We start from the raw sequence: 23748 nt of genomic DNA, 5'->3' as shown, positions 1-23748 counted from the left end.
TACGAGGCAACGCCCGACGTCAAGAGGGGACCAACCTCACATTCCTGCGTGCGGTCGCGACGCGCCACCGGACGGGGCCCAAGTCCGTTGTCTCGGGGTGGCCTGGCACTCAGAGATGATGGGGCACATGAACGCGAACCCGAAGGAAGCCGGCCTTGCGAACCGGACGGCGGTGGCGGTGGCGCTCGCAGTGCTGCTCGCGGTACTGATTTGGAGTGGCACCGGACGCGCTTCTGCGGCCGAAGCGTCACCGGCCGGCGACGTCTTGTCCCTCGGCGATCCGGCCGCACCCGGCCAGATCGAGCTCTATCTGGATCCGCTGTGCCCCTACAGCGGAAAGATGGTCCGCGACCAGGGCGCCGAGATCGGCCGACGCATCGAGGCCGGCCAACTCCACATCAATCTGCGGTTCGTGAATTTTCTCGAAAAGTACTCGGCGAGTGGCACTTACGACACCCGCGCGATCTACGCCACCTACGTCGTCGCCGACCACTCACGGTCAAGTGAGGTCACGTGGCGCTTCATCGAGCAGATCTTCTCCGCCGAACAACAACCGAAGGAGACGGGCGAGTCCGATCTGAGCAACGATCAGCTCGCCGGCCTGGCCGACCACGTCGGCGCACCGCCGTCCGCGCAGAACATGATCAAACTCGGGCTTCCGATTCCCTACGACGCCCGCACCATCGCGGCGAACAATCTCCCGCTGCTGCGCAGCTTCCCCGAGTCCGGAGTTCCGTTGGTGGTCATCGACGGCAAGTCGGTCGACGGCAACTCCGACTGGCTGGACCGGCTTCCCACCTGATCACGGGCCTAGTCCGACTAGACTAAGTCGAGTAGACTTCGCGCATGTCGACGGTCAACATCCACGACGCGAAGACGCATCTGTCGCAACTGCTCACGCGCGTCGAAAACGGCGAAAAGATCACGATCGCCCGCGCCGGCAAACCTGTGGCGGACCTCGTCCCCCACACCCGAGTCGACATCATCTTCGGCGGCCTGGCCGGACGGTTCGCGTACGACACCGAACACTTCGATGACACCGACAGGGACCTCAACACCTTGTTCGGCATCGAATGAGTGGCCTGTTGCTGGACACCCACGTCCTGCTGTGGCTTCTCGAAGACAATCCGCGCTTGGGCGTCGCCGCGCGTGAGCGCATCACAGACAGCGCTGCGGTGTTTGTCTCGGCGGCCAGCACGTGGGAGCTCTCCATCAAGTCAGCGGTCGGCAAGCTCACGCTGCCCGACGATCTCGACCAGGCGATAGACCGATCAGGCCTGCGCGACCTGCCCGTCACGCGTCGCCACACCCTCGCCTCAGAGTTCACCGCACTCCCTCACAAAGATCCGTTCGACGCGATCCTGGTCGCCCAGGCCGTCGTGGAACGGCTCACCTTGCTCAGCGCCGATGCGAAGCTCTTGGCGGCCTCACCCGACGTGATCGACGCCCGAATGTGAGGCCGGCCGGCCGCCGCTACGGCCGATTTGCACTGTGACCTGGGCCACTGCCGGTCTCACCGGCCGACCGTGGCGCTTCGGCAGTTTCCGCAGTCATTACCATCTAAGCGCCACCCATTACAGGGCCAGCCCACACGACCCACAGGACGCTTGACTTGAACTCGCCAGAACTCGCCCATTGGAACGCCCAGGAAGCACTCGCGGAGGCGATGATCCCGATCATCGGCACATTGCATCGGGCAAAGGGCGTGACCGTCCTGCTGCACAGCCGATCGCTGGTGAACAAGTCCGTGATTTCGATCCTGCGGACCCACCGTTTCGCCCGGCAGGTCGGCGGTGAGGAGCTGTCGGTCGAAGAGACCTTCCCGTTCCTGCAGGCGTTGGCCGACCTCGACCTCGGTCCGTCGAAGATCGACCTGGGCCTGCTGGTCATGGCCTACCACGCCAGTGACCGGCAGCTGTCGATCCCGGAGTTCACCGCGCAGATCCTCGATGAGGTGACCGGTGAGAACAAGACCGAACCGCAGGGGCCGCGGGATGTGGTGCTCTACGGGTTCGGCCGCATCGGCCGCCTCGTCGCGCGGCTGCTCATCGAGAAAGCCGGATCGGGCAACGGCCTGAACCTGCGCGCGGTCGTGATCCGCAGCAACGGGGAAGGCGATCTGGCCAAGCGGGCGTCATTGCTGCGTCGCGACTCGGTGCATGGCCAGTTCAACGGGTCGATCAAGGTCGACACCGCGAACAACTGCCTGATCGCCAACGGCAACGTCATCAAGTTCATCCACAGCGACGACCCGTCGACCGTCGACTACACCCAGTACGGCATCAACAACGCGATCCTGATCGACAACACCGGCAAATGGCGCGACCGTGACGGCCTGGCCAAGCACCTGCGCCCCGGCATCGCCAAGGTTCTGCTGACCGCACCGGGCAAGGGCGACGTGCCCAACATCGTGCACGGGGTCAACCACCGCACGCTCGATCTCACCGAGCAGATCTACTCCTGCGCCTCCTGCACCACCAACGCGATCGTTCCGCCGCTCAAGGCGATGGACGACAAGTTCGGCATCGAGCGTTGCCACGTGGAGACCGTCCACTCGTTCACCAACGACCAGAACTTGCTGGACAACTACCACAAGGCTGACCGTCGCGGCCGGTCCGCGCCGTTCAACCTGGTGCTCACCGAAACCGGTGCCGCCTCCGCGGTCGCCAAAGCGATGCCGGAGCTGGAGGCCAAGATCAGTGGGAGCTCGATTCGCGTACCCACCCCCGACGTATCGGTGGCGATCCTCAACATGCAGCTGCACAAACCGACCACCAAGGAAGAAACCCTGGAGTACCTGCGCCAGGCGTCCCTGTCGGGCCCGTTGAGCCGCAACCTCGACTACACCGCGGCGACCGACGCCGTGTCGAGCGACTTCATCGGATCCCGCGCGGCGAGCATCATCGACGCCAACGCGACGATCGTCGACGAGGACAACGTGATCCTCTACGTCTGGTACGACAACGAATTCGGCTATTCATCCCAGGTGGTACGGACGGTTCAGTACCTGTCGGGAATCGAGTACCCGACGTATCCGCACATCTGAAACTGATCCGCGACGCACGGCCGGTCGGCGCCTCTACGAGATCACTCGATCGTTCCCGGGGCGCCGGTTCCGGCGCCGTTCGTCCACTGCGCCGACGCCTCACGCCCGAACACCACACCGAGCCCGATCATCAGCACGGCGAGGCCAAAATGCAGCCAGTTGTCGGCGTTGTTGACCGGGATGAAGTTGGCGGAGCTTCCCCGGTCGATCACCAGGCCGTACAGCCAGAGCACGGCGTAGACGAGACCACCGCCGACCAGATAGGCCCGCGCCGCGGCCGCGCGCCGGGCCATCACCAGACCGACAGCGCCGAACGCCAGATGCACGAGGTTGTGCAGTACCGAGACGGCGAACACGCCCAACAACATCGCGCCGGAATGGTGCCCGGCCCAGGTCAGCTCGCCGTAGTTGGTGGTGATGCCCGGGATGAAGCCCAGGATGCCGACGATGAAGAACAGGATTGCCACCGCGGTTGCGGTCACCTGCAACGGGGTCGCGTGACCGGCGTGCCCCTCTGATCGCGGGATCGGTTTCGCCATGATGCACACCCTTTCAACGGTTGAGCCGGGGCGGCTCGTGCACCGAGTACCCGAGGCATCGCTGCCCCACACGCCAGGGCCTAGAGTTGCGCATCAGGTTTGACGCCCCGGCGTGCGGGTATGCCGCGGGGCTGGGAGGCCAGATGGACAAGAAGGATTTCGAACGCAGCGGCGAGGACCCTGACTACGATCCGGACGCCGACCCCGAAATGCTGCAGCCGCAGCGGCTACGGCCGCAGCCGGATCAGGCCGAGGGTGCCGACGATCCTGCCGAAACCGGGTCGGAATGAGCGTCGGCGACGAAAAATACGGCTACGCACCAAGATTCGATATCTCCGAATCCAGCTTGGCGGCCTCCTCGGCCATCTGTTGTTCGGACAGTTGCGCTCCATCGGTCTGACCGATGAGGTCCGACTTGGAAATCACCCGCAGCGCGCCGCGGTAATCATCTGTATCGAGTCGCCCGGCCGGCACCACGTCGGTGTGCCCCTGAATCAACACCAGAACCGGGTCAGCCACATCCGAGGCCAGTAACCGTCGTACGTCATCAGCCGAGATCGTCATCAGTCGTCCTCATCCTCGTCCGTTGTTCGCCAGCCCATAGCTATGCCCGTTCGCTGCGGGTCCTATTCGTCGGTGTCGCCGATCAGCGGCGAGAATCCCGCAAGCCCTGTCAGGCGGGACGGTCGCCCAGGCGTTGCACGACGACACTTGTCGCGGGGTGCCACCGCGACAACGACAGCGGGTCGCCGCTGTGCGGCTACGGGTTGGCCGGCGGCGCGTCCCACCGGCCGGGGGCGGCCGGTCCGGCCGGAGACTCCAACCCGAGGCGGCCGGCCGCGAAGTCGACGCCCTGATTGACCAGGCTGTCGTAGCCGCTGGTGGTGTGCGCCGCGAAATTCAGACCGTCGGAGCACACGAAATCCTCGGGGGCACAGACCTTGAGAGTCTTGTCCACGTACTGCTGGCCGATGACGACCGGCGGTTCGCCCAAGAAGTTCATCGCCCGGATGTTCGGCGTCCCGTAGAGCACGACGGCGGCAACTTTGTCGGCGACCTCGGGCGCCAACGGTTTGGGTACCGTCGCCGGATCGACGCCGTCGGGGACAGCGGCCGAGGTGACGAAGCCCATCACCGCCGCACCTTGGGAATATCCACCAAGCACCATCTTGGTGTCGGGACAGTCGGCGGCCATCTTGGTGATATGCGCGCCGGCATCGCGGATGCCGTCGACACCTGTGGTCCACTGGTCAGTGGCCGGGTAGTTGACCGGGTACACGCCAAAAGACTTGTCGCCCACCCGATGTCGTAAGGAATCGACAAATGCCTGCCCGGTTGGCCCGACGCCCGGAGGTTCACCGGTACCGCGGGCGAACACCACCTCCACGTCAGGGCAGGGCTGCGCCGAGGCGAGCGGCGCCGAGTTGGCGAACACTACCCCCATCCCTGCGATCACGGCGGTACCGACCAGACCAATCAGCCGTTCAATCACGTTGGGTTCCTCTGCTAGTTCGGTGTCATCGGCTACTTGGGGAGCTTGTGTACCGACGCCAACGCCGCGGTGAGCGACTCGCTGGTCGGAAACGTTTGATCGTGGCCACAGACGGCCAACAATTGCGATACCGCGCGACCGGCCACCAGCGCCCACTGCACATTCCCCTCGGCGCAACGAGCGTTGATCGCGCGCAGAGCCGCCAGTCCGGCCGTGCCCATGAATTCCACCGTGGTCAGATCCAGAACCAGCCATTCACACCATGCCGCCTGGTGGAACTGATCGACGAGCTGATCGGCATTGGCGGCGTCGATGTCACCGATGACCCTGATCAGCGCCCCAGTCCGGCCCCACTGCTTCGTGAAATAGACGTGGCCGTGCTCGCGCCGCGCACCAGCGTTCTTGACGGCTTCCTCGGCCCGTCGCCGCTCAGCTGTGATCGGAAACGACATCGGCGACCCCCTCAGACGATGACTCGCGCTGCTGGGCTGCAGGGAACCGGCAGCCACGTCCCGACTTTCGTGGTGGCTGTGATCTCAACCTTGCAGACAAAAAGTACTCCGACCCGAAGGCCTGGGCAACCGCATCTCTGATGAGGAAAAGAAATGGTGAGCGCGCCGAGTGCGCAATATGAACAGCACGTGACACCAGCCGCCGGTGCCGGTGCAGACGCTTCAGCTCAACGGCCGGCGTAGCGAGGGCTCGCCTTCGGACCACCGTCCCATCATGTGATCGGCCAGCCGGTCCTCGACGAGGGCGTGGGCTCGAATCCCGAAAACCACATCTGCGTCGAGGTGAGGTTCGCGGGCCACCAGATCACCCACCACGTCGGTGCGCACCACCTGTTCGTGGACGGCGTCGGCTTCCACATGTTCGGCGTAGAACGCAACGCACTCCTGCGGAGCACCAAGGCGCTGCAGAGCCTCCACCAGCCGTCGCGAACCTGGCGAGGAGGTGATCTCGGTGGAGGCGAAGTGTCCGACCGCCGCGCCGCGCAGATTGCGATGTAAACCGAACAACGACATCAGGTTCACTGCGGCCAGCGATTCGGCCGGCACGTCGTCGATATAGCCGAGGTAGGTCGAGTCCAGCCCAGCGGCGTCCATCAGGTCGGCGAACAACTGCTGATGCAGCCGCGGCCCCCGGCCGCCGCCGAACTCATCGAATTCCACCGCGACGAAGGATGCTTTGGCCTGACCCGTCAGCCGCGGGATGGCCCAGGCGTGCGGATCGCCTTCCTTGAGGTGATACAGCGAGCGGTGCACGAAGTATTCGCACATCTGTTCCCAGGTTCCCTTGTCCCGCAGGTGATATGACAGACCTTCACCGTCGACCGGCTCGATCGAGATCTTCTCCATCTCGGCCACCGCCGTATCGTCGGGGTCGATCTCACCGACGGCGCCTCGCACTTCCGTCAGAAACTCCCGCTCCAACTTCCCCCGCAAGTGCAGCAGGCCGGCGTCCCACTCCCAACCGGCGTCTACCCCGACGAAACCGCGGTAGTGCAGCTCGTAGCAGACATAGAGGGCCAGGTGCAGGTCGAGACCGAACGGGTCGGAATCAGCCAGCGACGCCTCGACGCGGGACAGATGATTACAGGGCACCCGCTCGCTCAACAACCTGATGACGGCAGCTGACAACGGACCACGAGGATCAGGGAGGGTGGGTTCCACGAGAATCGGCGCAGATGTCACGACGGCACAGATACCCAGTTCAGCGGCGTATCAATCCCCGCCATGGCCGCTGCGCGACGGCACGCCGGCCAGAGGGGGTCTATCAGACGTCGGCGCCTGAGCCTTAACCGTTGAGGACGTGCTGCGGGACGAGGGCGAGCAATACGCCAACAAGCTCCGAGAGGCCGGGGTCGACGTCACCTCCGTGCGGGTGGCCGGGATGGTCCATGACTTCCTGCTTCTGGACAGCCTGCGTAATACCAAGGCCGCCAACGTCGCTCGTAGCCTGGCCATCGATGCGCTGCACAAGGCGCTGCACTAACAGAGGCCTCCAGCGGCCATGTCGACTCCGAGTTGACCACCGATGAATGGCACGGGCATGCGCCACCCTTGCGAATTGACGAGCACGGCGCCTCGAATCGGAAAATCCAACGACAACACGCAAGACAAGGCTGGAAATGACCAAGCGCATCCTGAACGTTGTCACCAACGTCCCCCACTATGACGACCCAAGCCACCCGACCGGACTCTGGCTGTCCGAACTCACCCACGCCTGGCACGTTTTCGACGAGCATGGCTTCGAACAAACTCTCGTCAGCCCCGCCGGCGGCAAAGTGCCGCTGGAGCCCAGAGCACTGAAGTTTCCCAATTACGACAAGACCGCCAAAGCCTGGCGCGCCGACCCGGCCAAGATGGCGCTGCTGGAAAACACGCTGAGCCCCAACGAGATCGACTCAACCGAGTACGACGCCATCTACTTCACCGGTGGCCACGCCGTCATGTACGACTTCCCCGACAGCGAGGGCTTGCAACGGATCACACGCGAGATCTACGAACGCGGCGGCATCGTTTCGTCGGTATGCCACGGCTACTGCGGACTCCTCAACACCAAGCTCTCCGACGGCTCGTATCTCATCGCCGGCAAGAAGATGACCGGGTTCGCTTGGCAAGAAGAAGTACTCGCCCGCGTCGACAAGCTCGTCCCCTACAACGCCGAGAAAAGGGCCAAAGAGCGCGGCGCGCTCTACGAAAAAGGTCTGATTCCTTTCACTTTCTACGCTGTAGTCGACGGAAATCTCGTCACGGGACAAAATCCGGGATCAGCCAAGGAGACAGCGAAGAAGGTCGCTTCGCTTCTGGGCTAGTCTGCCGATCACAGTCCGACCATCGCCATGCCGGCGTCGTTGTAACGGTTGCCCCGCACGCCGACGCGCGCGGCAAGTGCGTTGAGGTCGGCGATGTCGTCTGCGGACAGTGCAATCTGGGTGGAGCCCGAGTTCTCGTCGATGCGATTGCGGTGGCGGGTTCCAGGGATCGGCACGATCCACGGCTGCTGAGCGAGCAACCAGGCCAACGCGATCTGTCCCGGGGTGGCACCTCTGGTTTCGGCCAGGCGTCGCACGTGCGCCACCAAAGCTTCATTGGCCGTGATGTTCTCGGTGTTGAACCGCGGGATCGTGGCGCGGATGTCGCCGGCGGCGAACTCAGTCGAAGCCGCAACGGTGCCGGTCAGAAAGCCCTTGCCGAGCGGGCTGAACGGCACGAACCCGATGCCCAGTTCAGCGCAGGTCGGCAGCACCTCCGGTTCCGGGTCGCGGGTCCACAACGAGTACTCGCTCTGTACCGCCGTGACGGGGTGCACGGCGTGGGCGCGGCGGATCGTCGACGCACCCGCCTCTGACAGCCCGAAGTGACGTACCTTGCCGGCGGCCACCAGCTCGGCCACGGTGCCCGCGACGTCTTCGATCGGTACCCCGGGATCCACACGGTGTTGGTAGAAGAGGTCGATGACGTCGGTCCGCAGCCGGCGCAGCGAGGCGTCGGCGACCCTCTTGATCTGGTCGGGTCGCGAATCGGTGCCGGCCATTTTGCCGTCCACGATGTTCCAACCGAACTTGGTGGCGATGGTCACCTGGTCACGAAGCGGCGCCAGGGCCTCGCCGACGAGTTCCTCGTTGACGTAGGGCCCGTAGACCTCGGCGGTGTCGATGAACGTGACGCCCGCTTGCTCGACGGCGTAGCGGAGCACACCGATCATGTCGTCGCGGTCGCCAGGGTTGGGGCCATAGCCCTGCGACATTCCCATGGCGCCGAGACCAATGGCCGAGACTTCCAGTCCCTGCCCGAGTGTGCGTGTGTGCATGAATCCTCCTCAGTTCGCCGGGATTTCGATTCCGTATTTCTCGCTGGTGATGCCTCAGGTGCCGGTTCGCCACGAACCCCGGTGTCCAGCTATGTGGCTCGGATGGGGTCCAGTCAACGCCGGTATTCGCGTGTAAGGGAGTCCCAGCTGTTCGGGGGACTGCCAGTACCTCCCACCTCGGTGCGGAGCGCCCTACCGTGGAGACATGACCACGATGGACTTGCGCAGCGAGATCCGCGAGTTCTTGAGCTCACGGCGGGCACGGATCAGCCCGGATCAGGCCGGGTTACCCGCCTACGGCGGGAACCGACGAGTCAAGGGACTGCGCCGCGAAGAGGTGGCACTGCTGGCCGGGGTGTCGGTGGACTACTACGTGCGCATGGAGCGAGGCAGCCTCGCCGGTGCCTCCGAAACCGTGCTCGATGCGCTGGCCTCGGCTCTACACCTCGACGAAGCCGAGCGTGACCACCTCTTCGCCTTGGCCCGCGAATCCGGAACCCACAGCACCCGTCGGCGGCGCAAAACTCCGGCAACGGTGCGCCCGGTGCTTCAGCAGGTGCTCGACGCCATCACCGACGCACCCGCCTGGATCCGCAACGGCCGCCACGACATCCTTGCCATGAACCAACTCGCCCGCGCGCTGTATTCCCCCGTCCTCGCCGACCCACGACGACCAGCCAACACCACACGCTTCGTCTACCTCAACGCCGAAGCCGCCCGGGAGTTCTTCGTCGACTACGACAAGGTGGTCCGTGACGCCGCCGCGATGCTACGGCTAGAAGCCGGACGCAACCCCCACGATGAAGAACTCGTGGCATTGATCGGCGAACTGTCAACCCGCAGCGAGCTTTTCCGGCAACGCTGGGCCTCCCAGGACGTGCGGTTCCACCGGTCCGGCCGTAAACGGTTGCGCCACCCCGTCGTAGGTCAACTCGACCTCGACTTCGAAGCCATGGAACTTCCATCGGAACCTGGTCTGGCCCTGAACATCTACACCGCGGCCGCAGGCACCCCGAGCGCCGACGGCCTCAAACTGCTCGCATCCTGGGCCGCCAGCCAGAACCTCATGACGGAAACCGCTCCCCCCCAACCGCTGAGGCGCTCGGCACCGTCGAGGCGACAACCAGAATGACGACCAGTGACACGGCGTGAACGAGAGTAGGGAATTCCATGGCAGACACGGATTTCGACCAGATCTTCCCACTCGGGGAGCCCAACGACGCCTACGCGCAGTACTTCACCGGGCAGAGCTACCTGGCCCCGCTCGCCTCCGGGAGCGTCCCGGTAAGCAATGTGTCCTTCGAGCCGGGCTGCCGCAACAACTGGCACATCCATCACGGCGCCGCCGGCGGTGGTGACCAGATTCTGTTGTGCACGGCGGGCAGCGGCTGGTACCAGGCTGAGGGTCAGGAGGCCGTCAGCATGATGCCGGGCACCGTGATCCGCGTCCCGGCCGGCACGAAGCACTGGCACGGCGCGAAGGCCGACTCGTGGTTCTCCCACATCGCCTTCATCACCCCCGGCGAAAACGTCAGCAATGAATGGCTCGAACCCGTCACCGACGAGGTGTACGGCCGGCTTCCGAAGGACGGAGAAAACGCATGAGCATCCTGACCGAGACCTACACCCTCTCTAACGGCGTCGAGATCCCCAAGTTGGGACTGGGGACTTGGCTGATCGACGACGCCTTGGTGGCCGACGCGGTGCGAGCGGCCGTAGAGATCGGTTACCGCAACATCGACACCGCCCAGGCCTACGGCAACGAGCGCGGCGTCGGTGAGGGCGTACGCACCTCCGGCGTGGATCGCGACGAGCTGTTCGTCTCGACCAAGCTGGCCGCCGAGATCAAGGACTACGACGACGCGGTGGCTGCGATCGAGGGATCACTGGACAAGCTCGGACTCGAGTACATCGACCTGATGCTCATCCACAGCCCGCAGCCCTGGAACGACTTCCGCGGCGGAGACTACGCCGAGGGCAATCGTGAGGCGTGGCGAGCGCTCGAGAATGCCTACAAGGCCGGCAAGCTGAGGTCGATCGGTGTATCGAACTTCGAGGAGACTGACCTCGACAACATTCTCGGCGCATGCACGGTCGCACCGCACGTGAACCAGATTCTCGTGCACGCGGGCAATACCCCGGGCGACCTCATCGCCTACTGCGGGAGCAAGGACATCCTCGTGGAGGCCTACTCGCCGATCGCGCACGGCGAGATCCTGAAGAACCAGGACGTCGCCGCGATCGCGGAGAAATACCGAGTGTCGGTACCGCAGCTGTGCATCCGCTACACGCTGCAGCTCGGAACCGTGTCACTGCCGAAAACCGCCAATCCAGAGCACATGCGCTCCAACGCGCAACTCGATTTCGTCATCTCCGACGACGATATGGACGTCTTACGCAACCTGGACGAACGGGACTACGGCGACGCCAGCGTCTTCCCTGTCTACAGCGGCAAATAACGCCCTGCACCAACGACATCAGGGGATCCGGCTTTCGGCGGCAGCTCGGTGAGGGCTGGTCACGCCGACGAATGAATGGCCGCTTCCCAGTACGAACGTTCCGGCCGACCCGGCATTAGCGCGTCTAATGCAGGCTAAAATTCATTAGCTGTACTTGACTAGCGCATACCCATAGCGTCGAGCACATGGCTTCACCTGTCCTCGTCGGATTCCTCACCACCATGGCGTTGATCGCCGCGATCGGCGCACAGAACGCGTTCGTGTTGCGTCAGGGCATTCGTGGCGAGCACATCGTCGCGGTGATCGCGTTGTGCACTGTCTCGGATCTGATCCTGATCGCGGCCGGCATCGCCGGTGTCGGTGCGGTGATCACCGCGCACCCCGATGCCGTCACGATGGTGAAGGTCGGTGGCGCGGCATTTCTCATCGGCTATGGCGTGCTGGCCGCGCGGCGCGCCTTCCGGCCGTCGACCCTCACCCCCTCGGAGCGCACCCCAGCCCGGCTGGCCGAGGTGCTGGTCACCTGCCTGGCGCTGACCTGGCTCAACCCGCACGTCTACCTCGACACCGTGGTGCTCCTCGGTTCCCTGGCCAACGAACACCACGAGCAGCGGTGGCTCTTCGGTGCCGGCGCGGTACTGGCCAGCGCGGTGTGGTTCACCGGCCTGGGCCTGGGGGCACGGCGGTTGGCGGGGCTTTTCGCCACGCCGATGACCTGGCGCCTCCTCGACGGCGCGATCGCGGTGACGATGATCGCGCTGGGGCTGGGCCTCGTGCTCTCCTGACGGGCGTGACGATTCACCAACCCAGGTCGTGGCGCCCGGGTGCCGATGCGACAGACTGACCAGGTGAATCGCATGTTCCGGCGTGGACAACCGACGGCCGCGCACCCGTTGGCGGACGCTCCCGCGTGGTTCACCACTGCGCTGGAGGAGACGCCGCAGCACTCGACGATCGACGTCGACGGCTGCCCGATCCACGTGCGCGCCTGGGGCGACCCGGACAAGCCGCCCCTGGTGTTCGTCCACGGCGGTGGCGCCCACTCCGGATGGTGGGATCACATCGCGCCGTTCTTCACCTCCACGCACCGCGTCGTCGCGCCGGACCTCAGCGGGCACGGGGACAGCGGCAAGCGCACCGAATACGCCCTGTCGATCTGGGCGAAAGAAGTGCTGGCCGCAGCGGAAGCATCCAGGGCCTCGGGCTCCTCGGCCCGGCCCACCATCGTCGGCCACAGCATGGGCGGCTGGGTGGGCGCCTCGGCCGCCACCCATTACGGTGCCCGGATCGACAGCATCCTGGTTATCGACTCACCGCTGCGCGATCGCGCCCCCGAGGAAGTCCGGTTGCGCAAGCGCCGCCGCGACGCCGCCGGTTATCCGACGGAGGACGAGATTCTTGCCCGGTTCCGGGCGGTACCGAAACAGGACGTGACACTGCCTTTTATCGGTCACCACATCGCCGTGGAATCCATCCGCAAGGTCGATGACGGATGGGTCTGGAAGTTCGATCCCGACATCTTCGGCGGCCTTCTGATGGACGAAACGCCGGACGACGAGGAACTTCTGGAAAACGCGTTCGCCCGAATCCCTTGCCGGATCGGCTATTTGCGTTGTGAAAACGGTGTCGTGCCGCCCCGGATGGCCGACCAGATCCGTTCGATCCTCCAACTCCGCGGCCCCTTCGTCGAACTCGCCGAAGCCGGGCACCATCCGATGCTGGACCAGCCGCTGCCGCTGGTGGCCACGATCCGCACGCTGCTGGAATTCTGGTCGATCACCTAACACGCCAAGGCCCGATCACGCCGAATGTTCGCGCGACGAGGATTTGACCCACCGTTTTGTTAGTTAGCCTACCTATGCGGTAAGGTTTCGACCCTCTTCGGCGCAGGCCGAGGTCGCGTGAGCACGCGTACTGGTATCGAAGGAGGTCGCTGCGGTGTCCCAGCAGTTGGTCGAACGTCCGGCCACCCCGAAAGGCGGAGGCGCCTTGGTCGCAGTGCTCGCGGCCGCTGGCGTCAGCGTCTCGCTGATGCAGACACTCGTGGTGCCACTGGTTCCGCAACTGCCCGAGATACTGAACACGAGCCCGGCCAATGCATCCTGGGCGGTCACCGCGACACTTCTCACCGGCGCCGTGGCGACGCCGATGTTCGGCCGGCTCGGAGATATGTTCGGCCCCAAGCGGATTCTCGTCGCCTGCGCAGTGCTCCTCACCGCCGGCTCAGTGATCGCCGCGCTCACCAGCTCCCTGGCGCCGCTGGTGGTCGGACGTGCACTGCAGGGCTTCGGCGCTCCGGTCATCCCGCTGGGCATCAGCGTGCTGCGCGCTGCCCTGCCCGCCGACCGCGTCGGCGGCGCGATGGGCATGGTCAGCGCCTCACTAGGGGTGGGTGGCGCATTGGGCCTGCCGCTGTCCGCAGTGATCGCCGAACATTCCAGCTGGCACGTATTGTTCTGGTTCGCAGCGGGTCTGGGCCTGCTCTCGGGAATCCTGTTCGCGACAATGGTCCCCGACATCGTGCCCTCGACGTCCACGGGCCGATTCGACGCGCTGGGGGCGGTCGGACTGGCCACCGCACTGCTGTTGTTACTGCTCCCCATCTCCAAAGGCGCGTCGTGGGGCTGGGGCAGCCCCCTCACGCTCGGCTTGCTGATCGGATCGATCGTGGCATTCGTGGTGTTCGGCTGGTGGCAGTACCGCGCGCCGACACCGCTCGTCGACATGCGCACCACGCTCAAACGCCCAGTCCTGCTGACCAACATCTCCTCGGTGGCGATCGGATTCGGGATGTTCGGCACCAGCCTGATCGGTCCCCAAATTCTGCAGATGCCGGCGGCAACCGGGTACGGCTTGGGTCAATCCATGGTGATGGCCGGCCTGTGGATGGCCCCGGGAGGCCTCGCGATGATGGCCGCGTCCCCGGTCGCGGCCAAGGTGATCGCCGGCCGCGGCCCGCGGTTCACCCTGGTCCTGGGCGCCATCGTCATCGCGGTGGGATACCTGGGCGGGACCCAGCTCCTCGGTTCGCCCGCGGGTGTTCTGACATTCGGTGTGGTGTGCAGCGTCGGCGTCGGTTTCGCGTTCGCCGCGCTGCCCACCCTGATCAACTCGGCCGTGCCGGTGTCAGAAACCGCTGCGGCCAACGGAATCAACTCACTTGCCCGCTCGCTGGGCACCTCGACGTCCAGCGCGGTCACCGGCGCGGTGCTGGCCCAGATGACCATCGTCTACGCCGGCCACACGTTTCCGACGCTGGCGGCCTTCCAGACCGCCATGCTGATTGCCGGAGGCGCAGCCGTGGTGGGAGCCCTGCTGGCGGTGACGATCCCGACCTCAGTCCCGACGCCGGCATTGGCGGACGTGGAACAGGTCGTTGTGCCCGTCCCGGTGCGACGCCGGGCCCAACGACTCGAGAACGTGCTGACCGCGCTCGGCCGCCAGGCCGCCGTGGCGTTGCAGATTCCCTCGACGCCATACCGACTCGACCGCGGCGACTACGTCATCGCCTCCTATCTCGGCGGCGGCGACCCCCTCACCCTGCAAGAACTCGCACGCGCGGTCGACAGCCCGGCCGAGACCGTCGACGAGCGGTTGTCCACCTTGATTCGCGACGGCATGGTCGGCCGCTCTCCCACCACCGATCAAGCCGCGCCGCCACGTTTCCTGCTTACGTCGCACGGCCGCAACACCTTTGAGCGCCAACGAGCGCTGAACATCTCCCGGCTGGAATCCATCCTGTCGCGTTGGGATGACGGCGACGTGGCCGCACTCATCGGCTACCTCGGCCGGCTGTCCGACGGCATCGACGACGAAGTGCAACGGCAGAACATGGCGGTAACCATCCCGGCGGCCGGACCGCCGGCGCCGACCCCACCGCCGTCGCCGAACGCCCCCACCGCACCGCTGCACACGCCACGATCATCTCGGGCACACCGGCGACCACAACCGGTCGCACCGCAAACGTCACGAGCGCGGTGGAGCACTCCGCCTCGATAAGTAGATCCGCACGTGGCGCTATAGCCAACGGGAGGACGAGGATTCGTGGTCCGCGCTAGTGGAGCGCGGCGGCGAGGTAGGGGGCGGACACGCTGTCAGGGTGGGTCGACGCCATGGCCGGCGTGCCGGTGGCCACGATGCGGCCGCCGTCTCCGCCGGCACCGGGACCGAGGTCGATGACGTGGTCGGATTGGGCGACGACGCGCATGTCAAGTTCGACGACGACGACCGTGTTACCCCCGTCGACCAGCTTCTGCAGATGCCGCAGCAGACGGTCGGTGTCGGCGGGGTGCAATCCCGCCGACGGTTCGTCGAGCAGATAGAGCGCGTCGCCGCGGTGCGCCCGCTGTAGCTCGGTGGCCAGCTTGACGCGCTGGGCCTCGCCGCCGGACAGTTCGGTCGCCGGCTGCCCCAACCGCAGGTAGCCCAGCCCGACGTCGCGCAACACCGTCAACGAGCGCAGTACGTCGGTATCGCCGTCGAAGAACTCCGACGCCTGCTCCACACTCATCTCCAGAATCTCGGCGATGTTGCGATCCCGCCACGTGATCTCCAATGTGCTTGCCTTGTAGCGGGTTCCGTGGCAGTCCGGGCACGGGGCATAGACGCTGGGCAAGAACAGCAGCTCCACCATCACCCACCCCTCCCCCTCGCAGGTCGGGCATCGGCCCGACGCGACGTTGAACGAGAACCGTCCGGCCTTGTAGCCCCGGCGTCGCGCTTCCGGTGTCGCGGCGAAACGGCGACGGATGTGATCGAACATGCCGGTGTAGGTGGCAACGTTCGAACGGGGCGTGCGGCCGATGGGTTTCTGGTCGATGCACACCACACGACGCAATCCCCCGATGCCGCCGACGATCCGGCCGTCCACCGGTGCCGCGCCCCCGACCAGCAGGAGGTCATCGTCCGACACCTCGTCAGTCGATCCGCTCACCGGTGCGCCCAGGTGCTCACCGACCAACGTCGGCAGCGCCTGACTGACCAGACTCGATTTCCCCGAGCCAGAGACTCCGGTGACCGCGGTCAGACATTTCAGCGGGAATGCCACCGACACGTCGTGAAGGTTGTTGCGGCTCACGTGTTCCAACCGCAGCCAGTCGGCGGGCTCGCGGGGCGTGCGGGCCACCGGCGGCACCAGGCCGAACAGATAACGGCGCGTGACTGATTCGGCCACCTCGGTGAGACCCTTCGGCGGACCGCTGTAGAGAATCTCCCCGCCGCTATCACCGGCTCCGGGGCCGATGTCGACCAACCAATCGGCCGCGCCGATGATGTCGAGCGAGTGCTCGACGACGAAGACACTGTTACCACGTCGCTTCAAACCATCCAGAACGCCCAGTAACGCGTCCCGATCGCGAGGGTGCAGGCCGGCCGACGGCTCATCGAGCACGTACACCACCCCGAACAGCTGCGACGACAGCTGCGTCGCCAGCCGCAGCCGCTGCAACTCTCCCGAAGACAACGTGGGGGTGCTGCGGTCCAAGGAAAGGTACCCCAGGCCCAGATCCATGATCGGCTTCAGCCGCTCGAGCAGTTCGTCCGCCAAACGCGCTGCGGCGGCCCGCTTCTCGACAGACATGTTGGGGGTGTGTCGGATGTCAGGAGCCGCCTTGTGCGCCGAGCCACCGGCAGATACCCGGTCTCGGACCGCCGCGCGGCGTGCTGACTCGTCGAGAACGTCGCTGGAACCCACCTCGGTCGGCGCCCAGCTGTCGCCGGCCACGGGCTCCAGAACCTGTGCGAGCGCAGTCAGCGAGAGTCCGGACAGGGCGGCGATGTCGAATCCCTCGAAGGTGACCGACAGCGCCTCGGGCTTGAGCAACTTGCCGTCACATGTGGGACAGACTGCGCTGCTGACGAACTGGGACACCCGCTTCTTCACCGAGGCGCTCTTGGTGTTGGCGAACGTGTCCAGGACGTATCGGCGCGCGCCGGTGAACGTGCCTTGGTAACTGGGCTCCAAACCCTGTTTCACAGCGCGACGGGTCTGCGCCGGAGTGAACCCGGCGTACACCGGCACCGTCGGATGTTCCTCGGTGTACAAGATCCAGTCGCGATCCTTCTTCGGAAGGTCTTTCCACGGCTTGTCGACGTCGTAACCCAACGACACCAGGATGTCGCGCAGGTTCTGCCCGTACCACGCCGGCGGCCACGACGCGATGGCCCGGTCCCGGATGGTCAGCGATCGATCCGGCACCATGAGCGCCTCGGGCACCTCATACACCCGGCCGATGCCGTGGCACGTCGGGCACGCCCCTTGCACGGTGTTGGGTGAGAAATCCTCCGCGAACAGCATGGGCTGCTCAGCCGGGTAGTTCCCGGCGCGCGAATACAGCATCCGCACCAGGCTCGACAGTGTCGTCACACTCCCGACCGATGACCGTGCGCTGCCCACGCCACGCGACTGCTGCAACGCCACCGCGGGCGGCATCCCCTCAATCGAGTCGACATCGGGAACACCCACCTGGTCGATCAGCCGGCGCGCGTACGGGGCCACCGACTCCAGGTACCGGCGCTGCGACTCGGCGAACAACGTTCCGAATGCCAGCGACGACTTGCCTGATCCCGACACACCGGTGAACACCACCAGCGCATCCCGCGGAACGTCGACGTCGATGTTCTTGAGGTTGTGTTCCCGGGCACCGCGCACCTGGACATCGGCCGGGATGTCCACCGGCCGCTCATCCCGCGGCGGTTCAGATGGCCTCATCACCACAATCCGACGGCATAGGTGATCAGTTCTTCGGCGAATAGCCCGGTTTGGCGAGCAGATCCCGAAGGCCCGCATCGATGAATGCGGTATCGACCGGGTTCGCGCCGCCGCCCGCGAAATGCCCCCAGATACCGGGAATCACCCGCACCTCACCCTGGACGATGTACTCACTTGCCCACTTTTCGTCCTCCGGCGGAAAGTAGAGGTCCTTTTCGGCCGGCATGGCCAGGAGCGGACACCGGATGGCACCGAGCGCCTTTTTGGTGTCGCCGTCGAATCCCGGTGTGTTGCCCACGTTTCCGCTGTGCCATGTCCGCAGCATCGTGATCAGGTTGTTGGGATCGCGTCCGTCGCGGAAGAAGTTCTCCCAAAACCCGTAGAGGAAGTCATCGAGCGAGGTGAAACCGAGCTCACGCCAGGTCTCTTCCCAATAGAACGCCTGCGAGTAGCCCCAGCCCGAATAGACCCGCGCAAATGCGCGCAATCCCTTGACCGGCAGGGCATTCGATGAGTAATCGCCATCCGCCCACGCGGCGTCGGCCGTGAGTGCCGCGATCAGCGACTCAAGGAAGACTTTGTTGTGCGGTGCGGTGATGCTCGACCCGCAGAACGGTGCGGCGCGCTGCACCATCTCCGGGTGACTCACCGCCCACTGATACGTCTGGCCGGCACCCATGGACCATCCGGTGACAAGCGCGATGGTCGAGATGCCGAACTTCTCGGTGACGAGTTTGTACTGCGCCTCGACCTGGTCATAGAACGTCACTGCGGGGAAGCGGGCCCTGTCGTAGGGCGCGGGGGTGTTCGATGGCGACGACGAGAGCCCGTTGCCGAGCATGTTCGGGACGATGATGAACCAGTGGTCGGGATTGAGCGCCTTGTCCGTTCCGATCAACCACTCGTTGTCCGTATGCCACCCCGAATACCAAGTGGGGTAGACGATGACGTTGCTCTTGTCGGCGTTGAGCGTGCCGTACGTCTTGTAGGCCAGGGTGGCGCCTCGGAGCGTGGAACCACCCTGGAGGGTGAAGTCGCCAAGGTCGAAGTACTCGGCATCGCTGGGTGCGGGCAAGGTGGGCTCCTCTTTTCTGTTGTTGATTACTCTAAGTGCGACGGACAGCTAAGTACCACGGACAACCAATTCCACTGGCAGACGGACGGATTCGACATGGCGCTGGGCGATGACGTCCAGCAGACATCGGAACGCGGTGGCACCGATCTGTCGGGCCGGTGAGCGCACGGTGGTCAACGGCACCGGCAGCTGCGCAGCCACCGGGATGTCGTTGTAGCCCACAAGGCCCAGCTGGTCGGGAATGCTCAACCCGACGTCGCGGGCCACGCCGACCACACCGATCGCGATCGAGTCGCTGACCGCGAAAATGGCCTGCGGCCGATCGGGGCCGGTCAGCAACTCGGTGCCGGCGCTACGGCCGCCGGCGACGTCGAACGTCGAGCGCTTGACCCGGAGCGGCGGCAGCTCGACCCCGGCGTCGGCCAGCGCGTCGCGGAACCCGGCCAGGCGGTCGTTGGCGGTGGTGGCATGTGCCGGGCCGGCGATGACGGCGAGATCGCTCAGGCCGCGCTCCAGCAGATGCCGCCCGGCCAGGTAACCGCCGCGACGGTCGTCGCCGCCGACGAACGGGACGCCGGCCTCGGCGTGCCGGGTCATCAGCAGCACCGGCACCCGGCCGAGGTTCAGCGACTCCAGGAAGCGGTCGCCGGGGATGTGCAGGCTCGATAGCAGCAGGCCGTCCACCTGCCGGCTGACCAGGAATTCGATGGCGCGCCGCTGCGCGTCGAGGTCGTCGGGCGGGCTGGAGAGCAGCACGGAGTACCCCGCGGCGGTCGCGGCTTCTTCGATGCCCTCGAAGTACGTCGCCACCACGCCGTCGGTCAACCGCGGCATCACCACCCCGACCGTGGTGGTACGGCGGGTCCGCAGGCTGGCGGCCTGCAGATTGCGTTGATACCCCAGTTCGGTGGCCACCGCCCGCACCCGCAACGCCGCCTCCGACCAGCCGTCGATCGGCTCGGGCTGCCGCAGCACGCGCGACGCCGTGGAGATGTGGACCCCGGCGCGCTCGGCGATCTCTTTGAGCGTCGGCGCCCGACCCGTCACAGCCGACCTCCTGATCCGGCGGATTGACCGCATCCGCGATGCGCCCCTACTGTAGGTGATGCAATCGTTCTCGCAAACGTTCTGCCAACCGATTGCACACGTCTGCGGCTCCAGGAGGAAAAATGTCCAAGGCCACCACGCTGTCCCAGCTGTTCGCGCTCGACGCCCTCCTCGATGAGGACGAAATCGCCATGCGGGATACGGTCCGCAAGTTCTGCGATCAGCGCATCCGACCGCACATCGCGGAGTGGTTCGAGGCCGGCGCCCTGCCCGCCCGCGAGCTGGCCAAGGAACTCGGCGGACTCGGCGTCCTCGGCATGCACCTCGACGGCTACGGCTGTGCGGGCACCAGCGCGACGGCCTACGGCCTGGCCTGTCTGGAACTGGAAGCCGTCGATTCCGGCCTTCGCAGCCTGGTCTCGGTGCAGGGCTCGCTCGCCATGTTCAGCGTTCACCACTGGGGCAGCGAGGAGCAGAAGCAGCAGTGGCTGCCGAGGATGGCCACCGGCGAGGCGATCGGCTGCTTCGGGCTGACCGAACCCGACTTCGGTTCCAACCCGTCGGGCATGCGTACCCGCGCCAAGCGCGATGGTGACGACTGGGTGCTCAACGGCACCAAGATGTGGATCACCAACGGCTCCATCGCCGATGTCGCGGTGGTGTGGGCGCAGACCGACGACGGCATCCGCGGTTTCGTCGTCCCCACCGACGCGCCCGGGTTCTCCGCCCCGGAGATCCACGCCAAACTCTCGCTGCGCGCATCGGTCACCTCCGAACTCGTGCTCGATGGCGTGCGCCTGCCCGCCGATGCGGTGCTTCCCAAGGCTCAGGGCCTGCGCGGCCCGCTGTCGGCGCTGAACGAGGCCCGGTTCGGCATCGTCTTCGGTGCCGCCGGCGCCGCGCGCGACTGCCTCGAGACCGCCATCGACTACGCGCAGACCCGCGAGGTGTTCGACAAGCCGCTGGCGGCGTACCAATTGACGCAGGCCAAGATCGCCGACATGGCGCTCGAGGTCGGCAAATGTCACCTGTTGGCCTACCACCTCGGTCGGATCAAGGATCGCGGGGAGATCGCCCCCGAGCAGGTCAGCCTCGGCAAGCTGAACAACGTGCGCGAGGCCATCGCGGTCGCCCGTGAATGCCGAACCATCTTGGGCGCCAACGGAATCACCCTGGAGTACCCGGTGCTGCGGCACGCCAACAACCTCGAATCGGTGCTGACCTACGAGGGCACCTCCGAGGTGCACCAGTTGACCATCGGCAGGGCGCTCACCGGCGCCTCGGCGTTCCGGTGAGCGCCGCGGATTCCGCCGGAGCTCTCGACGGCCTGCTCATCGCCGACTTCGGCCGGGTGCTGGCCGGCCCGTACGCCACCATGCTGCTGGCCGACCTGGGCGCCACCGTCGTCAAGATCGAGCGCCCGGGCACCGGCGACGACACCCGAAGCTGGGGGCCGCCCTGGGTCGACGGCGAGGCGTCGTACTTCCTGTCGGTCAACCGCAACAAACAGTCCGTCGCCGTGGATCTGCGCGATCCCGCCGGACTGGCGCAGGCGCGGGCGCTGGCCGCGCGGGCCGACGTGGTCGTGGAGAACTTCCTGCCCGGCACCATGGACCGGCTCGGGCTGGGTTACGACGACGTTCGCCGGACCAACCCCGGCGTGGTGTACTGCTCGATCACGGGATTCGGCCGGGAGCAACAACTTCCGGGCTACGACCTGCTGATCCAGGCGGTCGGCGGGCTGATGAGCATCACCGGACCCGATCCGGCCACCCCCACCAAAGTCGGTGTCGCCGTGGTCGACGTGATCACGGGACTGCATGCCGCCGTGGGCATCCTGGCGGCGCTACGCCATCGCGACCGCACCGGGGCCGGTCAGCGGGTCGAGGTGAACCTGCTCTCGTCGCTGCTGTCGGCACTGGTGAACCAGGCCTCGGGGTACGTCACCGCCGGGGTGGTGCCCCAGGCCATGGGCAACCGCCACCCCAGCATCGCTCCGTATGAGGTGCTGTCGACCGCGGACCGGCCACTGGTGCTCGCGGTCGGCAACGACCGCCAATTCCGGGCGCTGACAAAGGTTCTCGGGGCGGCTGAACTCGCCGAAGATCCCCGCTACGCCACCAACGCCGAGCGGGTACGCCATCGTGTACCACTCATCGAGGAGCTGACCCAAGCGTTGGCCGCCGATACGGCCGATGCGTGGTACCAGGCGCTGACCGAAGCGGGGGTACCGTGTGGCCCGCTCAACGACCTCGCCGACGCCTTCGCCCTCGCCCAGCGCCTCGGCCTCAGCCCGGTCACCACGATCGCCGATCCGCGCCGGGACAAGCCGGTGGCCACCGTGTCCAATCCGATCCGGCTGAGCGCCACCCCGCCGCGCTACCGCACGGCACCGCCACGGCTCGGCGGTTTGACGCTCGACCAAAATGGCTACCGTCAAACCATGTCTGAACCCAACGCTGACAGCCGCATCGACGACGTCGCCCCCGGTGACATCATCACCCTCGGCAGCGGTGAACCCGTCTGCAAGGTGGTTCACAAAGAGCCCACCGATTCGGGCTTCCTGGTCACCTTCGAAACCGACGACGGTGCGACGTCTCAGCGGGAACTGGCCGCCGGGACACCGGTTACGCGGTCCCTGGAATCCAAGTGGGAGTCCACCCAGAGCCCGACCGCGCATTCGGACTGAGACCCGTCACCGCACCAGGGTGGCTCCACCGTCCAACCGGATCTGCTGCCCGGTCATGAACCGGGACTCGTCGGCGAGCAGGAACAGGGCCGCATAGCCGGTCTCCCAGGCGCTGGCCCGACCCATCTTCAGCTTCACCACTTCCCGGTACGCCTCGTCGACCTCCTCGGGTTCGAAACCGAACAGCGACTGGGAATCGGTGTTGCCCAGCGTGGAGTCGATCGGGCCGAGCATCAACGTATTGGCACGGACGCCCGCGTCGGCGTATTGGGCGGCGGTGAGTTCGGTGATGTAGTTCAGCCCGCACTTACCGAGGGCGTAGGGCATGATCCCGATGTTGAGACCGACCTCGTTCTTGATGCTCGCGATGGACGAGAAGTTGATGATGCTGCCGGTCGAACCACCCTCGTTCTTCTCCATGCATTGGGCGGCAAAGAGATTGCAGTAGTAGCACCCCAGCATGTTCACGTTGATGCCGTGGTTGAAGTCCTCGACGGTCATCGTGTTGTTCACCCGGTCGAACGGCGGGTTGATCGCCACGCTGTAGACCATCCCGTCGACGCGACCGCTTTGCTGCATCGCGGTGTCGAAAATGCGTTGACAGTCATCCTTTTCGGCCACATCGGCCTGCACGGCGTAGGCCTTGCCGTTCTCCGCGGTGATCATGTCCACCGTCTCCTGCGCGGCGTCGAGGTTGCGATCGACGACCACCACCTCCGCACCGTGGCGGGCCGCGACGATGGCCGTGGCCCGGCCGTTGCCGATCTTGGGTCCGGGCATCTGCCCGCCGCCCACGACGACCACCACCTTGCCGGACAGGTCGAAGGCGGTACGCTCGCGATGCTCGAAATCCGTTGCCATTTTTGCTCTTTTCTG

23 protein-coding genes and 2 pseudogenes are annotated in these 23748 nt (G+C 65.7%); 15 read left to right on the top strand and 10 right to left on the bottom strand.

Annotation, left to right across the window (positions count from 1 at the left end; all coding sequences use genetic code 11):
• Positions 1-127: 127 nt before the first annotated feature.
• The 4 genes from A5699_RS01385 to A5699_RS01370 all read left to right on the top strand — a co-directional run bounded on the left by A5699_RS01385 (position 128) and on the right by A5699_RS01370 (position 3046).
• Complete coding sequence (locus A5699_RS01385; RefSeq protein ID WP_067764374.1) at positions 128-802, top strand: thioredoxin domain-containing protein; 675 nt, start codon at positions 128-130, stop codon at positions 800-802.
• A gap of 44 nt (positions 803-846) precedes the next feature.
• Positions 847-1077: a type II toxin-antitoxin system Phd/YefM family antitoxin gene (locus A5699_RS01380; protein WP_067764250.1), complete on the top strand. Its 231-nt coding sequence runs from the start codon at positions 847-849 to the stop codon at positions 1075-1077.
• On the top strand, positions 1074-1457 hold the full coding sequence (locus A5699_RS01375) for a type II toxin-antitoxin system VapC family toxin (RefSeq protein WP_067764247.1): 384 nt from the start codon (positions 1074-1076) through the stop codon (positions 1455-1457). The genes A5699_RS01380 and A5699_RS01375 overlap by 4 nt, the downstream gene beginning before the upstream one ends.
• 155 nt (positions 1458-1612) lie before the next feature.
• Positions 1613-3046, top strand: a complete 1434-nt coding sequence (locus A5699_RS01370; protein WP_067764244.1) for a glyceraldehyde-3-phosphate dehydrogenase — start codon at positions 1613-1615, stop codon at positions 3044-3046.
• 41 nt (positions 3047-3087) lie between these two features.
• Here the strand turns inward: A5699_RS01370 and A5699_RS01365 are convergent, their stop codons facing one another.
• Positions 3088-3585: a DUF4383 domain-containing protein gene (locus A5699_RS01365; RefSeq protein ID WP_067764371.1), complete on the bottom strand. Its 498-nt coding sequence runs from the start codon at positions 3583-3585 to the stop codon at positions 3088-3090.
• A gap of 143 nt (positions 3586-3728) precedes the next feature.
• Between A5699_RS01365 and A5699_RS29455 the strand changes: the two genes are divergently transcribed.
• A complete protein-coding gene (locus A5699_RS29455; RefSeq protein WP_197508161.1) occupies positions 3729-3875 on the top strand; it encodes a hypothetical protein in 147 nt (48 codons plus the stop codon).
• Between the two features lie 22 nt (positions 3876-3897).
• Here the strand turns inward: A5699_RS29455 and A5699_RS01360 are convergent, their stop codons facing one another.
• The 4 genes from A5699_RS01360 to A5699_RS01345 form a co-directional block, all read right to left on the bottom strand.
• Positions 3898-4149, bottom strand: coding sequence for a hypothetical protein (locus A5699_RS01360; RefSeq protein WP_067764242.1), 252 nt, complete (start codon positions 4147-4149; stop codon positions 3898-3900).
• A 196-nt stretch (positions 4150-4345) separates the two neighbouring features.
• Positions 4346-5029, bottom strand: a complete 684-nt coding sequence (locus A5699_RS01355; RefSeq protein ID WP_067764369.1) for a cutinase family protein — start codon at positions 5027-5029, stop codon at positions 4346-4348.
• 80 nt (positions 5030-5109) lie between these two features.
• Positions 5110-5529 (bottom strand): STAS domain-containing protein, encoded by a 420-nt coding sequence (locus A5699_RS01350; RefSeq protein ID WP_082957518.1) that lies wholly within the window; start codon positions 5527-5529, stop codon positions 5110-5112.
• A gap of 222 nt (positions 5530-5751) precedes the next feature.
• Complete coding sequence (locus A5699_RS01345; protein ID WP_067764241.1) at positions 5752-6771, bottom strand: iron-containing redox enzyme family protein; 1020 nt, start codon at positions 6769-6771, stop codon at positions 5752-5754.
• A 115-nt stretch (positions 6772-6886) separates the two neighbouring features.
• Here A5699_RS01345 and A5699_RS01340 point away from each other — a divergent pair.
• Both A5699_RS01340 and A5699_RS01335 read left to right on the top strand, forming a co-directional pair.
• A pseudogene (locus tag A5699_RS01340) lies at positions 6887-7072 on the top strand (alpha/beta hydrolase); the annotation flags it as partial.
• 136 nt (positions 7073-7208) lie between these two features.
• Complete coding sequence (locus A5699_RS01335) at positions 7209-7895, top strand: type 1 glutamine amidotransferase domain-containing protein (RefSeq protein WP_067764237.1); 687 nt, start codon at positions 7209-7211, stop codon at positions 7893-7895.
• An 8-nt stretch (positions 7896-7903) separates the two neighbouring features.
• Here the strand turns inward: A5699_RS01335 and A5699_RS01330 are convergent, their stop codons facing one another.
• Entirely contained in the window at positions 7904-8893 is a 990-nt protein-coding gene (locus tag A5699_RS01330) for an aldo/keto reductase (protein ID WP_067764234.1), read from the bottom strand.
• 205 nt (positions 8894-9098) lie between these two features.
• Here A5699_RS01330 and A5699_RS01325 point away from each other — a divergent pair, with 205 nt between their 5' ends.
• The 6 genes from A5699_RS01325 to A5699_RS01300 all read left to right on the top strand — a co-directional run bounded on the left by A5699_RS01325 (position 9099) and on the right by A5699_RS01300 (position 15351).
• The gene (locus A5699_RS01325) at positions 9099-10025 is read left to right on the top strand and encodes a helix-turn-helix transcriptional regulator (RefSeq protein WP_067764231.1); all 927 of its coding nucleotides are present in this window, start codon (positions 9099-9101) and stop codon (positions 10023-10025) included.
• 38 nt (positions 10026-10063) lie between these two features.
• Positions 10064-10498, top strand: a complete 435-nt coding sequence (locus A5699_RS01320; RefSeq protein ID WP_067764228.1) for a cupin domain-containing protein — start codon at positions 10064-10066, stop codon at positions 10496-10498.
• Positions 10495-11352 (top strand): aldo/keto reductase, encoded by an 858-nt coding sequence (locus A5699_RS01315; protein WP_067764225.1) that lies wholly within the window; start codon positions 10495-10497, stop codon positions 11350-11352. The genes A5699_RS01320 and A5699_RS01315 overlap by 4 nt, the downstream gene beginning before the upstream one ends.
• Positions 11353-11537: 185 nt before the next feature.
• Entirely contained in the window at positions 11538-12137 is a 600-nt protein-coding gene (locus A5699_RS01310; RefSeq protein WP_067764222.1) for a LysE/ArgO family amino acid transporter, read from the top strand.
• 72 nt (positions 12138-12209) lie between these two features.
• On the top strand, positions 12210-13136 hold the full coding sequence (locus A5699_RS01305; RefSeq protein ID WP_067764363.1) for an alpha/beta fold hydrolase: 927 nt from the start codon (positions 12210-12212) through the stop codon (positions 13134-13136).
• 154 nt (positions 13137-13290) lie between these two features.
• On the top strand, positions 13291-15351 hold the full coding sequence (locus A5699_RS01300) for an MFS transporter (RefSeq protein WP_231965522.1): 2061 nt from the start codon (positions 13291-13293) through the stop codon (positions 15349-15351).
• A 55-nt stretch (positions 15352-15406) separates the two neighbouring features.
• On the opposite strand, the gene A5699_RS01295 is transcribed toward A5699_RS01300, so the two are convergent.
• The 3 genes from A5699_RS01295 to A5699_RS01285 are packed head-to-tail and all read right to left on the bottom strand — an operon-like array spanning position 15407 to position 20183.
• Positions 15407-18061, bottom strand: coding sequence for an excinuclease ABC subunit UvrA (locus A5699_RS01295; RefSeq protein ID WP_197508160.1), 2655 nt, complete (start codon positions 18059-18061; stop codon positions 15407-15409).
• A gap of 25 nt (positions 18062-18086) precedes the next feature.
• A complete protein-coding gene (locus tag A5699_RS01290; protein ID WP_067764217.1) occupies positions 18087-19136 on the bottom strand; it encodes an alpha/beta fold hydrolase in 1050 nt (349 codons plus the stop codon).
• A 48-nt stretch (positions 19137-19184) separates the two neighbouring features.
• Positions 19185-20183, bottom strand: a complete 999-nt coding sequence (locus tag A5699_RS01285) for a LacI family DNA-binding transcriptional regulator (protein ID WP_369806638.1) — start codon at positions 20181-20183, stop codon at positions 19185-19187.
• 122 nt (positions 20184-20305) lie between these two features.
• Here A5699_RS01285 and A5699_RS01280 point away from each other — a divergent pair, with 122 nt between their 5' ends.
• Both A5699_RS01280 and A5699_RS01275 read left to right on the top strand, forming a co-directional pair.
• A complete protein-coding gene (locus tag A5699_RS01280; protein ID WP_067764213.1) occupies positions 20306-21478 on the top strand; it encodes an acyl-CoA dehydrogenase family protein in 1173 nt (390 codons plus the stop codon).
• Positions 21475-22590: pseudogene (locus A5699_RS01275) on the top strand (CaiB/BaiF CoA transferase family protein); the annotation flags it as partial. The gene A5699_RS01280 and the pseudogene A5699_RS01275, both read left to right, overlap by 4 nt.
• 288 nt (positions 22591-22878) lie before the next feature.
• On the opposite strand, the gene A5699_RS01270 reads toward A5699_RS01275, so the two are convergent.
• The gene (locus tag A5699_RS01270; protein WP_067764211.1) at positions 22879-23733 is read right to left on the bottom strand and encodes an SDR family NAD(P)-dependent oxidoreductase; all 855 of its coding nucleotides are present in this window, start codon (positions 23731-23733) and stop codon (positions 22879-22881) included.
• Positions 23734-23748: the final 15 nt, after the last annotated feature.

It is taken from the genome of Mycobacterium sp. E802, assembly GCF_001666875.1.
Taxonomy (GTDB): domain Bacteria; phylum Actinomycetota; class Actinomycetes; order Mycobacteriales; family Mycobacteriaceae; genus Mycobacterium.
The sequence above is the reverse complement of the archived record's forward strand: the minus strand, read 5'-3'. Positions and strand labels throughout refer to the sequence as shown.